The 13630-nt window shown below is 72.8% G+C and carries 7 protein-coding genes; 5 read left to right on the top strand and 2 right to left on the bottom strand.

All coding sequences use genetic code 11. The features are described from left to right. Positions 1 to 102 precede the first annotated feature (102 nt). The gene (locus AC3AGO_RS21295) at positions 103 to 1353 is read right to left on the bottom strand and encodes a serine/threonine-protein kinase (protein WP_487821819.1); all 1251 of its coding nucleotides are present in this window, start codon (positions 1351 to 1353) and stop codon (positions 103 to 105) included. Positions 1354 to 1471: 118 nt separating this feature from the next. Further along, positions 1472 to 3235, bottom strand: coding sequence for a serine/threonine-protein kinase (locus AC3AGO_RS21290; RefSeq protein ID WP_487821818.1), 1764 nt, complete (start codon positions 3233 to 3235; stop codon positions 1472 to 1474). Positions 3236 to 3722: 487 nt separating this feature from the next. Here AC3AGO_RS21290 and AC3AGO_RS21285 point away from each other — a divergent pair, with 487 nt between their 5' ends. The 5 genes from AC3AGO_RS21285 (at position 3723) to AC3AGO_RS21265 (ending at position 13466) form a co-directional block, all read left to right on the top strand. Next, entirely contained in the window at positions 3723 to 7058 is a 3336-nt protein-coding gene (locus tag AC3AGO_RS21285; RefSeq protein WP_487821817.1) for an FHA domain-containing protein, read from the top strand. 128 nt (positions 7059 to 7186) lie between these two features. Continuing rightward, the gene (locus AC3AGO_RS21280; RefSeq protein ID WP_487821816.1) at positions 7187 to 8653 is read left to right on the top strand and encodes an ABC transporter substrate-binding protein; all 1467 of its coding nucleotides are present in this window, start codon (positions 7187 to 7189) and stop codon (positions 8651 to 8653) included. Positions 8654 to 8758: 105 nt separating this feature from the next. After that, entirely contained in the window at positions 8759 to 10129 is a 1371-nt protein-coding gene (locus AC3AGO_RS21275; RefSeq protein WP_487821815.1) for a carbohydrate ABC transporter permease, read from the top strand. Continuing rightward, positions 10126 to 11031: a carbohydrate ABC transporter permease gene (locus tag AC3AGO_RS21270; RefSeq protein WP_487821814.1), complete on the top strand. Its 906-nt coding sequence runs from the start codon at positions 10126 to 10128 to the stop codon at positions 11029 to 11031. The genes AC3AGO_RS21275 and AC3AGO_RS21270 overlap by 4 nt, the downstream gene beginning before the upstream one ends. Before the next feature lie 155 nt (positions 11032 to 11186). Then, positions 11187 to 13466 carry a bifunctional glycosyltransferase/CDP-glycerol:glycerophosphate glycerophosphotransferase gene (locus AC3AGO_RS21265; RefSeq protein ID WP_487821813.1) on the top strand — a complete coding sequence of 760 codons (2280 nt, stop codon included), beginning with the start codon at positions 11187 to 11189 and terminating at the stop codon, positions 13464 to 13466. The last annotated feature ends 164 nt before the right edge of the window (positions 13467 to 13630 follow it).

Here is a 13630-nt window from a genome sequence, read left to right as displayed (position 1 = left end):
ACCCGGTCCCATGCCCGGTGGGGGCACCTTCCGTACGCCTCCGGGCCCCGGAACGCCGGGCCGCTCACGGGCTCCGGACCGGGGCACCGGCGGACCGCCCGGTCAGGGACTGTCGGGCTGCTCCACGGCGGGCGCCGGCTGCGTCGTCCCCTCGTCGTCGCCCGAGGCCATCAGCCAGCCGCCCACACCGGCCACCGTGGCGACCGCGGCCACCACACCCACCTTCAGCCTGCGACGGCGCAGCGCCGCACGGTGTTTGGCCGAGCCCGCCCGGGGCGCGCCCGTGGCGCGGGGCGAGCGGGCCGTGCCGTGCGGGCCGCCGGCCAGCTCGTCGGCGCCGGGCACGCGCATGCTGGTGTGCGTGTCCCGGTTGGAGTCGGGACGTGCGCCGCCCTGCACCAGCGGCACCGCTCCCCGCGCGGGGGCCGCGGTGCCCGGCTGCGTGCGCAACTGGGGCTCCGTCTCGGCCTCCTCGCTCTCCTCCGGCGCCTCCTCCTCGTACCGCTCGTCGATGTCCAGCGGCGGCAGGCCCTCCAGCGCGGGCAGCATCTCCCGCAGCCTGGCGGCGAGTTCGGGGGCGCGCAGCCGGGAGGCGGGCGCCTTGGCGAGGCACTGGTGGATGAGCTGCCACAGCTCGTCCGGGATGCCCGGCAGCGGCGCGACGGACTCGGTGACGTGCCGGCGGAGCACCGCGCCGGGGTGTCCGCCGCCGAACGGCGTGAATCCCGCGAGCAGTTCGTACAGCACCGTCGCCAGCGCGTATATGTCGACGGAGGCGCGCGGCGGGAGACCCTCGACGATCTCCGGCGCCACGTAGTCCGGGGTGCCGATCACGGAGGTCGCGCGGGTGCGCCGCGGGGAGTCGATGAGCTTCGCGACGCCGAAGTCGGTGAGCAGCGCGGGCGGCGCGCCGCCCGCGCCGGCGGGCGCGTTGACGTCCAGCAGGACGTTCTCCGGCTTCACATCGCGGTGCGCGATGCCGGCCGCGTGCGCGGCGGCGAGCCCGTCCGCGACGTCCGCGGCGACGGCCGCGGCCGCCTGCGGGGTGAAGCGGCGCTCGTGCTCCAGTCGCGTCCGCAGGTCCGTGCCCCGCACCAACTGCATGACCAGCGCGAGGTCGTTGCCGTCGACGACGAGGTCGCGGACGGCCACCACCTTCGGGTGGTCCAGGGACAGCAGCGCCGCGCGCTCCCTGACGAACCGTTCGACGAGCTCCTGGTCGGAGGCGAGGTCCTCACGCAGCAGCTTGAGGGCGACGGGCCCCTCGGGACCCTCGCCCAGCCACACCGTGCCGGCGCTGCCGCGTCCCAGGACCTGGTGGGCTGTGTAGCGACTGCCGATCTTCCGTGCCATAGCGACAAAACTACGCGGCGAACGGGGCGTTGAGAGCCCCGGATGCCATTAACCGCCACTTCTGTGCGGGAAATTGACCCGTAGAAGTCGATAAATCTCTGAACTCGCCTTCCGGTGCTCAGCCGCCGGTCGCGCTCTTTCCGCTGTTCACCAAGTCCTGTACCTGGCCGAACCAGTCGGTGACCGTCTCCCAGAAACTCTTGCCCTGCGCCACCCACTCCGGCAGCGGCGTGAAGTTCCACACCAGCACGCAGATCACGACCAGGATCAGGATCAGGAACAGACAGCCCTTGAGGCAGCCGAGACCGGGAATGTGCATCGGATTCGCGCGGCGCCGGGGCTCACGGCGCTGCCGGGGCTCGCGCTCCGGCTCGCGCGGCGGCTCGCGGCGCTGCGGAGGCTGCTGCGGGGGGCGCTGCGGCGGACGCTGCTGCTGCGGCCCGCCGTACTGCTGACCGCCGGGGCCCTGCCCGTACGGCTGCGCGTACTGCTGACCGTACGGCTGGCCGCCGGGCGGCGGTCCCCCGCGGCGCGAGCGGCGGCGCAGCGGGTCGTCGATGTTCGGGTCGAGCGGCTGGACCTGCGTCTGCTCGTTGCGGTCGCGCGCCTGCTGGAGCTGGTCCCCCCACGGGGGCGGGCCCTCGGGCTGCTGCGCCTGCGGGGCCTGCTGGGGCTGCGGCGGTGCGCCCGGGACGGGCGGCATCATCTGGGTCGGGTCCGCGTTCGGGTCCTGGCCCTGGCCGCCCTGGCCGAAGCCTTCCTGGCCGTGCGCCGCCGTACGGGGCAGCATCTCGGTGGCGTCGGCGTCCTGCGCGTGGCCAGCGGCATAGCCGGCTGCGGCACCGGCGGCCGCGCCGCCCAGCGCTCCCGCGGCGGCCGCGCCGGCGACCCCGCCCGCTCCCGCGCCGCCCGCACCGCCGGAGGCCGAACTGCCGTCCCCCGCACCGTTGTCGGGCACCTGCGCGGGCGCCGGGTCGGGCGCGAGCAGCGCGGCGACGCCCATGGCGGCGCCGGCCTGCTCGGCGGTGGCGTTCGCACCGATGCCGTTGGCGACGGTGCGCAGCGCGCGCGCCAGGTTGACCGCGCTGGGGCGCTCGTCCGGGTTCTTGCGCAGGCAGCGCTCCAGCACCGTCCACAGCGGTTCGGGGATGCCGTGCGGGCGCTGCGGCTGCTCGCTCAGGTGCCGCTGCAGCACCTCCAGGGTGCTGCCGCCGGAGAACGGCGGGTGCCCGGTGACCAGTTCGTACAGCAGCACGCCCGCGCCGTAGACGTCCACGGCGGAGGTCTGCGGCCGGCCCTCGGCCGACTCGGGCGCCACGTACGACGGGGTGCCGACGAACTCCTGGGTACGGGTCAGGCCCGGCGAGTCCGCGAGCCGCGCGATGCCGAAGTCGGTGAGCATCGGGCGCATCGCGCCCTCCGCGTCCTGGGACAGCAGGACGTTCGCCGGCTTCAGGTCGCGGTGCACGACGCCGTCGGCGTGGCTGGCGGCCAGCGCGTCGGCGACCTGCGCCGTCACGAGGGACGCGGCCACGGCCGTGAACGGCCCGTTGTCCCGCAGATAGTGGTGCAGGTCGGGGCCGTCGACGAGGTCCATCACCAGGGCGAGCATGTCGCCCTCGACGACGAGGTCGCGGGTCCTGACGATGTTGTGGTGCTGGAGGCGCAGCAGGACGGAGCGCTCCCGCAGGAAGCGCATCACGACGTCCGCGTCGTTGGCCAGCTCCTCCTTCAGCACCTTGATCGCGACCGTCTCACCGGGCTGCCCGGCGACGGACGCCTCGGCTCCCGCCGTCTCGCGCTGGCGCGCTCGCCACACGGTGCCTGTCGCGCCGCGTCCGAGCGGCTCCTCGAGCAGGTACTTGCTGCCTACCGGCCGCACGTCATGCGCTCCCTGGTCTCGTACTGCAGTGCTGAAGGGCTTGCTGAAGGGGCAATCCCATCAACAATAGTGCCGCCTCGCGAGGCGTCCGTCCGACTGCCTGCCCACACTGCGCAGATGTGTTCGTACGGATGCGCACGGGGGCGGCTCCCCCGGGAGACGCACACCAGGGGCGCCGAGGTTGCAGCACAGTCCTGTGAACCGAAACCGGGCGGTCCGGTGCCGCCATGGAATAGGCACGAGATGATCAGCAGATTGTTTCGGGTCGAACACATCACAGTCGGAGCCGATCGGTCCCGTTCCGTCCCGGACAGCCGGGCGGACCGGCCGCCGCAGGCCCTTGCGCACCAGGTCACAAGGTCAAGATCATTGACGGGAGACGGACGGGGGAAGCTGTCAGTGCCGGGTGCGAGGATGCATCCGGCGTCGAGTGCGTTGTGCGCTCCGTGGGGGGCGCGCAGTACGCGGATGGGACCGGGAGGGGCCGATGCGGATCCGGCTGACTGTCGCACGCGCCGGTGCGGAGTGCGGCGAGGCCGCCGTCGTCGTGACGGCCCCGGTCGGCACGGTGCTGGCCGCCGTGACGAGCGCGCTGGTGACGGAGTCCGCCGCTGCGGGCGGCGGAGCGGAACCGGCGGCCGGCGACGGCCCCGCGCCCGTGTTCGCGGGCACGCAGCGGCTCGACCCGCACCGGCACGTGCTGGGCGAGCCCCCGCTGCTGGACGGCGCGGCCGTCTCGCTGTACGGACCGGGACCCGTCCCGCCCACCGCCGTCTCCACGGCCTCGGCCGTCGCGGCGTACGACTCGGCGAAGGCCCGGCTGCACGTGGTGGCGGGCCCCGACGCGGGCGGTGTGCACCTTCTCCAGGGCGGACAGGTGCACTTGGGGCGCTCGGCCGAGGCGGACGTGCCCCTGGACGACCCCGATGTGTCGCGGCTGCACTGCGCGGTGACCGTCACCGACAGCGGCGACGTCACCGTCACGGACCTCGGCTCCACCAACGGCACGACGCTGGACGGCAGGCCGGTCGGCGAGCGGCCGCTGCTGCTGCGGCCCGGCGCCACGCTGCGGCTCGGCGAGTCGGAGGTCCGGCTGGTCGCCGCGGAGGACCCGTCCGCCGGGCCCGCCGTCCCGGCCCCGGCCCCGGACGGCAAGGGCCGCCTCCGGCTCGCCCCGTCGGCGGGCCCGGCCGGCGCGGCGCAGCCGCCCGCCGCCGCGTCCTGGCCCGCGGCCGCGGGCGGGGACGGCCCCGGCGGCGCCACCACGTCGGGTACGGGCTCCGTGACGCCCGCCCGTTCCGCCGCGCCGAGGCAGTCGGCCGAGCCCCGTGTCCCGGGCCCCGCGCGGCCGGAGGGACACCCCTCAAGTGCCGCGGGCGGCCCGCCCGTTGACGCGCCGGGACCGCCACCGGCAGCCGCCCCGCAGCCGCCCGTCGACGTCCCGCACGCGCGTACGGCGCCCGGCAGCACGGCGGAGCCGGAAGGTCCCGGCTCACCGTTTCCCGGCGGCGGGGTCACCCACGGGGCGGGTGTCGCCCCGGCGCGGGCGGATCAGGAGCGGGCGCGGTCCAAGGGGCTCGGGGCCTGGGCCCGCCGGTTCGCCGGAGGGCGGGCCGGCACACCGCGCGAGGCCGAAGGGGCGCGGCCCGGGGGCGCCCCGGGCACGCCGGCGGACGGCCCTCCCGCGGCGCACCGCGTTCCGGCGCAGCGGGACCGCAGGGCGCTGCCCGATCCCGCGACGGTGCTGCTCACCGCGCTCGGTCCGGGGCCGCGGCTGTGGGAGCGCGAGCCGTCCCATCCGGACGCGCTGACCGTGCGGCTCGGCACGGCGCACCAGGGCGAGGGCTCCGGCGAGCCGGTCACGGTGAGCCTGCGCGAGGCGGGTTCGCTCGGTCTCGCGGGGCCGCGCTCGCGGCTGTCGGGGCTGGCCCGTTCGGTCGTGGCACAGCTGGCGGCGCTGCACGGCCCGGCGACGCTGGAGATCGTGCTGCTCTCGGCGGACCGCGCGCGGGACGTGGAGACGCGGACGGCGGAGTGGTCGTGGCTGGGCTGGCTGCCGCATCTCGTCCCGGCGCACGGCCAGGACTGCCGGCTGCTCACGGCGTACGACCGCGATCAGGCCGCGGCCCGCACCGCCGAGCTGACGCGCCGTCTGGAGATGCCGGGGGCCGCCCGGCAGCGGCCGCACCCCGGGCCGTACACGCTGCTCGTCGTGGACGGCGATCCCGGTTCGGCGGCGCTGCGCGACGCGGTGGCCCGGCTGACCGCCGAGGGGCCCGTCGCGGGCATCCACACGCTGTGTCTCGCCGAGACCCCCGCCGCCTCCCCCGCCTCGCCGCTCACGGCGACGCTGGAGGCCGCACACGCCGTCTCGCCCGCCTTCAGCGTCTGCGGCAGCATCGCGCTGCTGAGCGGCGCCGTGGCGACGGCCGTACGGATGGTGCTCGCGCCGGGCAGCAGTCCAGGCGGCGGGCAGCTCGCGGGAAATCCCGGGCCGGTGGCGACAGTTGACGCCGTGTCGGCCGCCTGGGCGGAGCGCTTCGCGCGGGCGCTGGCGCCCCTGCGGGAGGCCGAGGACGCGCGGGCGCGCGCGGCGGCACGGCCGGCCGTGCCGCTGCCGCGCAGCTCGCGGCTGCTGGACGAGCTGGGTCTTGCCAGGGCCACCCCGGCGGCGCTGCTGGCCCGCTGGTCGGAGCCGGACAGCACAGGCGCGGGGCACGCGGCGCTGGTGCTCGGCGCCGGCCCGCACGGCCCGCTGGAGGCCGGTCTGTCGGCGGAGCACGGGCACGCGCTGATCACGGGCCCGGTGGGCGCCGGCAGGACGGAGCTGCTGCTCTCCTGTGCCGCGTCCCTCGCTGCGGGCGACCGTCCGGGCCGCCTCGGCCTGTTGCTGCTGGACGGCGTGTCCGATCCGGCCCGGGACGGCCTGCGCCAGTGCGCCGGGCTGCCGCACACGGACGGGCATCTGACCGCCGGGGACCCGGGCAGGATGCGCGAGTTCGCCCAGTCGCTGAGCGCCGAGCTGAAGCAGCGCGCCGAACTCATCGGCGAGCAGGGCACGTTCGAGGAGTACGCACGCGCGGCGGAGCCGCACCCCGGGCGGGTCGTCGCACAGCGCAGCCGTACGCCGGAGGGCGCGGCGGACCTGGAGTCCGACTCCTCGGGCGGCACGCTGCGGCTGCGCACCCGTTCGGGCTCCGGCGGGGAGGACGGCGAGCCGCAGCGGCCGCGGCTTCCGCGGCTGCCCCGGCTGGTGGTGCTGGTGGACGACTTCGACACGCTCGTCGACCCGGCCCTGGGCAATCCGGGCCGCCCGGCGGCGGGTTCGGTCGTCCGGGCGCTGGACTCCGTGGCCCGGGAGGGCGCCCGGCTGGGCGTGCACCTGGTGGCGGCGAGCGCCCGCACGGACAGCACGGCGGGCACCGAGCTGGCCCGTACGGCGGCGCTGCGCATCGAGCTGGCGGGCACCGCGCCCGCCGGCGGGGACGGCGCGCCGGAGGGCCCGTCCGGGGCCGACGACGAGGGCGAGGAGCCGGTGGTGGGCCGCGGCACGCTGCGGGTGGCCGGCGCGGCCCCGGTGTCCTTCCAGGCGGGCCGGGTCACGGGCCGCATTCCGCGGACGGCGACGCTGCGTCCGACGGTCGTTCCGCTGGACTGGGCGCGGGCGGGCGATCCGCCCACCCGGCGGCCGGTGCGGGAGCTCGGCAACGGCCCCACCGACCTCGCGCTCCTCGCGAGCGCGATCGAGCGCGCGGCCCAGTCGCTGGGCCCGGCGGGGGCTCCCAGGTCACGGAGTGGTGAAGAAGGCGTACTTGACAGCTGACGGCCTATTGCGGCGCCCCCCACTCCGCGTATAGGACTTCCGCACGGGACGTAGGGCTCGCGGGCCCCGCGGGGCCGGCGCGTCCGCGGCCCCCGTCGGCATCCCGCGTATGGGGACGGGCGGTAGTCATGCGCAACTCGGTCCGTACGACACGCACTTCACGCACCGCGTACGCCGCTGTGCGCGGCCTGGCACCCGGCGGTCCACGCCGGAGAGGCGCACCGCGCACGGGCACACGCCGTACGCCCGCTCGCGCCGCGCTCGCGCTCTTCGCCGCCGCCGCGCTGTCGCTGACCGCCGCCTGTGGCGGCGGGGGCGACGACAAGGGCGGGGAGAAGGACGGCGGCGGGTCGCAGGCGGAAGGCCAGACGGTGAAGCTGCCGAAGCTCAACGGGCAGAAGCTCCAGGTCGCCGCCGTGTGGACGGGCGACGAGGAGAAGAACTTCCGCAAGGTGCTGGACGATTTCGAGAAACGCACCGGCGCCCAGGTCGAGTTCGTGCCGACCGGCGACAACGTCGCGACGTACATCGGCTCCAAGGTGGAGGGCGGCAAGCCGCCGGACGTGGCGATGCTGCCGCAGGTGGGCGTGCTGCACCAGTTCGCCGACAAGGGCTGGATCAAGCCCGTCGACGCGGCCACCCAGGCCCAGTTGAGCAAGAACTTCGCGAAGGGCTGGCAGGACCTCGGCGCGCACAAGGGCAAGCAGTACGGCGTCTATTACAAGGCGGCCAACAAGTCGCTGGTCTGGTACAACACCAAGGCCTACGAGAACGCGGGCGTCAGCGAGGCGAAGACCTGGAAGGACCTGCTGGCCAACTCCCGTACGCTGGCGGACTCCGGGGTCGCGCCGATGTCCGTGGGCGGCGCCGACGGCTGGGTGCTCACCGACTGGTTCGAGAACGTCTATCTCTCCCAGGCCGGGCCCGAGAAGTACGACCAGCTCGCCCAGCACAAGATCAAGTGGACCGATCCGAGCGTCAAGAAGGCCCTCACCACGCTGGCCGAACTGTTCGGCAAGAAGGACCTGTTGGCGGGCGGCAACAAGGGCGCGCTGCAGACCGAGTTCCCGAAGTCCGTGTCGCAGACCTTCGCCTCGACCGACGCTCCCGAGGTGGGCATGGTGTTCGAGGCCGACTTCGTCGGGGTGAACATCGTCAACGACACCAAGGCGAAGATCGGCACGGACGCCAAGGTCTTCCCGTTCCCCTCGGTGGACGGTGAAGCGCCGGTGGTGACCGGCGGCGACGCCGCTGTGGCGCTGAAGAGCGGCAAGGGCGCGCAGGCACTGCTCACGTATCTGGCCTCCAGCGAGGCGGCGGCCCGCGCGGCCGGGCAGGGCGGATTCATCTCCCCGAACAAGGAGATGGACCTGGCGGCCTACCCGAACTCCGTACAGCGCGAGATCGGCAAGGCGCTGGTCGCCGCGGGCGACAGCTTCCGCTTCGACATGTCGGACCAGGCGCCCGCCGCCTTCGGCGGCACCAAGGGCGAGGGCGAGTGGAAGGCGCTGCAGGACTTCCTGAAGAACCCCAAGGACGTGGCGGGCGCCCAGCGCGCGCTGGAGGCCTCGGCGGCCAAGGCGTACAAGAACTGAGACCGGGGCCTGCCGTCCGCCGGGCGGCAGGCCCCGCACCGCGAGGCCCGGCGCCGGCACCGGCCGGTATCCGGACAGTTGAGCACCCGGACAGGGGGCACGGTCATGCCGAGCTCGACACCGCCGTCCGCGGACGGCCCCAGCACGCCCGCCGTCCCGGGAGGGGGCGCGGCAGCCCGGCCGCAGGTCTCGGTGATGCGCTCCCGGCCCCTGGTGGCGGCGTGCTTCCTGCTGCCGGCGCTGCTGCTGCTCGGCGCGCTGGTCGTCTATCCCATCGGCTACTCCGTCTACCGCAGCTTCTTCGACGCCGACGGCTCCGGCTTCGTCGGCCTGGAGAACTACGGGGAGATGTTCACCGACCACACCATCCTCACCGCGTTCAAGAACAATCTCGTCTGGGTGATTTTCGCGCCGTCGATCGCGACCGTGCTCGGCCTGATCTTCGCGGTGCTGACCGAACGGGTGCGCTGGGGAACGGCGTTCAAGCTGATCGTCTTCATGCCGATGGCCATCTCGATGCTCGCCGCCGGCATCATCTTCCGGCTGGTGTACGAGCAGGACCCGGACCGCGGTGTCGCCAACGCCGTATGGGTGGGCGTCCACGACACGTTCACCGACGCCTCGGCCTGGCCCGGCGCCCGGCCCCGCCCGAACGCCGCGCTGAAGCCGTCGGGCGGCGGTTCCTTCACCACCTCCTCGCCGGTCTCCGCGGCGGACCCGGCGAACCTCCCCCTGGTGGGCGTGCCGCCGAAGGACGCCGCCGGCGCGGCGCCCGCGAAGCCCGCGCCGGCAGCCGAGGGCGGCGGCATCAGCGGCACCGTCTGGCTGGACTTCGCGCCCGGTGGCACGGGCCGGCCCGACGCCATCGACCCGAAGGAGAAGGCGCTCGCCGGGATCACGGTGCAGGCGGTCGAGGGCGGCAAGGTGGTGGCCGAGGCGAAGACGGGCGCCGACGGGACGTACAGCCTCCCGGCGAAGGCCGACGGCGCCCGGCTGACACTGCCGGCGAGCAACTTCGCGGCGCCGTACAACGGTGTCGACTGGCTCGGCCCGGGGCTGGTCACCCCGGCCATCATCGGCTCGTACATCTGGATGTGGGCGGGCTTCGCGATGGTGCTGATCGCGGCCGGGCTGGCGGGAGTGCCGCGTGAACTCCTGGAGCAGGCGCGGGTGGACGGGGCCGGCGAGTGGCAGGTCTTCCGGAAGATCACGGTGCCGCTGCTGGCGCCGGTGCTCGCGGTCGTCCTCGTCACGCTGATGATCAACGTGCTGAAGATCTTCGACCTCGTCTACATCATCGCGCCGGGCGCCAACCAGGAGGACGCCAACGTCCTCGCCCTGCAGCTGTATCTCGCCTCGTTCGGCACCGGCTCCAACCAGGGCGTGGGCAGCGCCATCGCCGTCGTGCTGCTGCTGCTCGTCGTGCCGGTCATGGTCCTCAACGTCCGCCGCCTGCGCAGGGAGTCCCGCCGATGAGCACGGTCAGCGCCGTACGCAAGCCGCCCTCCGGCGAGTCCCGGCTGGCCGCCTTCACCGCGCACTGGGCGGTGCGTTTCGCCCTCGTCGCCATCGGGCTGTTCTGGCTGCTGCCGACGGCGGGGCTGCTCTCGTCCTCGCTGCGCGATCCGGCCGACATCGGCACGAGCGGGTGGTGGCAGGTCTTCGACCTCAACTCCCGCTTCCCCTGGGTGCTCGACCCGGATCAGCTCACCTTCGCCAACTACGACGCGTTGCTGTCCAACGACCAGATCACCGACTCGCTGGCCACCACCCTGGCCATCACGGTGCCGGCGACCGCGCTCGTGGTGATCATAGGCGCGCTGGCCGGATACGCCTTCGCCTGGCTGGACTTCCCCGGCCGCGACTGGTGGTTCCTGCTGGTCGTCGGCCTGTTGGTGGTGCCCGTCCAGGTGGCGCTGATCCCCGTGGCGAAGCTGTTCAACACCCTGGGCATCTTCGAGACCACAGCAGGTGTGGTGATCTTCCACACCGCCTTCGGGCTGCCCTTCGCGGTGTTCCTGCTGCGCAACTTCTTCGCGGAGATCCCGCGTGAACTCCTCGAAGCCGCACGGCTGGACGGGGCGGGCGAGATCCGGCTGTTCACCCGGGTCGTGCTGCCGCTCGGTGCCCCCGCGATCGCATCGCTGGGGATCTTCCAGTTCCTCTGGGTCTGGAACGACATGCTCGTGGCGCTCATCTTTGCGGACTCGGCCAACCCACCGGTTACGGTGGCGCTTCAGCAACAGGTGCGACAGTTCGGCAACAACATCGACGTTCTCGCGCCCGGCGCCTTCGTCTCGATGCTCATCCCGCTGGCTGTCTTCTTCGCTTTTCAGAGGCAGTTCGTGTCTGGTGTGATGGCGGGCGCGGTCAAGTAGCTTGATCGTGACAACCTACGTACGCCGTTGTGGTTACACTCCAATCGACCAGGAGTGTTCACTTGTGCGCAAGAACCGCACAACGCCGCACCGCGGTCCGATGTGAGCCGTCAGCAGATCCCGCGCTCGCGCCCGCACAGTCAGGATTGGTGGTCATGCCTCGTTTCAGCGTCATCGTTCCCTGCTTCAAGGTCCAGGGATACCTGCGCGAGTGTCTGGATTCGGTCCTCTCGCAGCAATTTCCGGACATAGAACTGATCGGAGTCGATGACTGTTCACCGGACGGCAGCGGACGGATCCTTGATGAGTACGCGGCTCGCGACAAGCGTGTAAAAGCACTGCACCTGCCGGAGAACGTCGGCCTCGGCCGTGCCCGCAATGCGGGAGTGGAGCACGCCACCGGTGAGTACCTGCTCTTCCTCGACAGTGACGACACCTATCTCCCGGGCTCCCTGGCCGCCATCGACCAGCAGTTGACCGACTGCGGCACACCGGATGTGCTGGTCTTCAACCACCAGCGTTCGTACTGGTGGGGCGGGGTGCGGCCGAGTGATTTCGGGGAGAAGCTCGCCGAGACGGGCACGGAGAGCCACAGCGTCTCCGAGCGTCCCGAGCTCCTCAACCTGTTCCACGTGGCCTGGAACAAGGCGTACAAGCGCGAGTTCTATCTGCGCAACGAGCTCACTTTCGAGCCGGGTCTCTACGAGGACGCCCCGCTCAGCAACGAGGCGATGGTGACCGCGGAGAGCATCGGCTGCCTCCCGTTCACCTGCGTGGATTACCGGCAGCGTTATCAGGGCGCCATCACACGTTCACCCGGACGTAAACACTTCGATATCTTTCCGCAGTACGACTCCCAATTCGCCTTCCTGGACGCCCGTCCCGAACTGGAGCCGGTACGGCCGCTGCTCTTCGAGCGGATGGTCAGTCATCTGCTGTTCTGCGTCCGCAAGGAGGACCGGGTCCGTCCGGAGGACCGGAAGGATTTCTTCCGCGAGGCGAGCCGGCGCTACAACATGCACAAGCCGGCCGGATCCCGCCCCACGGACTTCCATCCGACCAAGGAGTCCGTGGAGGACTTCGCGCTGCTCGCGAAGGGCTCGTACACGCAGTTCATCGCGCGCTGGCGGGCCGGGCAGGTGAAGCGCGCGCTGCCGCACCGGGCGCGCAAGGCGAAGGTCAAGGTCGGCAAGAAGGCCTACCAGCGCTACTACCAGCTGCAGCGCAAGCTCCCGCTGTACGAGAACACCGCGCTGTACAGCGCCTATTGGGACCGCGGCGTGGCCTGCAACCCGGCCGCGATCGAGGCGAAGGCCAAGGAACTCGCGCCGGACGTGCACAGCGTGTGGGTCGTACGGCCGAGCGCCGTCGAGGCGCTGCCGCCCGGCACGGACTACGTCCTGCCGCACTCGCGCCGCTACTGGGAGCTGCTCGCCCGCGCCAAGTACCTGGTGAACAACGTCAACTTCCAGGACCACTGGGCCAAGCGCGCGGGCCAGAAGCACCTGCAGACGCACCACGGCACACCGCTGAAGACCATGGGCCTGGACCAGCAGAAGTTCCCCGCGGCCGGCAAGGGCATGAGCTTCCGCAAGCTCCTGCAGCGCGCGGCCCGCTGGGACATCAGCATCTCGTCCAACCCGCACACCACCGAGGTGTGGGACCGCGTGTACCCCACGCCGTACGAGCACCTGGAGAGCGGCTACCCGCGCAACGACGTGTACGCCACGGCCACGGCCGAGGACGTCGCGCGCATCCGCGGTGAACTGGGGCTGCCCGCGGGCCGCAAGGCCCTGCTGTACGCGCCCACCATGCGCGACTACCGCAAGGGCTTCCTGCCGATGGTCGACCTGGAGCGGCTCAGCGCCGAACTGGGCGACGAGTACGTACTGCTGGTGCGCACGCACTACTTCTACAGCGAGAACCGGACACTGCGCAGGCTGCAGGAGCGGGGCCTGATCCTCGACGTGTCGAAGCACCCCTCCACCGAGGAACTGTGCCTGGCCTCCGACGCGTTGATCACGGATTACTCGTCCATCATGTTCGACTACGCCAACCTCGACCGGCCGATCGTCATCTTCGCGCCGGACTGGGAGACGTACCGCAACTCCCGCGGCACGTACTTCGATCTGCTCTCGGGCGAGCCGGGCGAGACGCCGGGCGCGTTCGCACGGAGCGACGCGGAGCTGGCGGAGCTCTTCCGCTCGGGCCGCTGGAACGGCACGGAGGCCGCGACCCTGCGCGCCGCGTTCCGGGACCGCTTCTGCACGTTCGACGACGGGAAGGCCGCGGAGCGCGCCGTGCGCCGCTTCTTCCTCGGGGAGAGCGCGGACGCCCTGCCGCCGGTGATCCCGATGGCCGAGCGCAAGCCGGCGCCGCTGCCCGGCGAGACGGCACCGGACGCCGAACCGGCCGCGGAGCAGCAGCTGACGTAACCGGCGGCTGACAGCACCGCAGAGGGGCGTGCAGGTCCCGGTCCGTTCCACCAAACGGGTCGTTCTCCTGCACGCCCCTCCTGCGCAGCACCCCTTTCTTCCGCAAAACGGACACCAGTTGGTCGACACTGCGTCGGCGCCTGCATACGGTGAGTAGCAGCCCC

Source organism: Streptomyces sp. BL1 (assembly GCF_057628045.1).
This window is presented reverse-complemented; position numbering and strand designations above follow the sequence as displayed.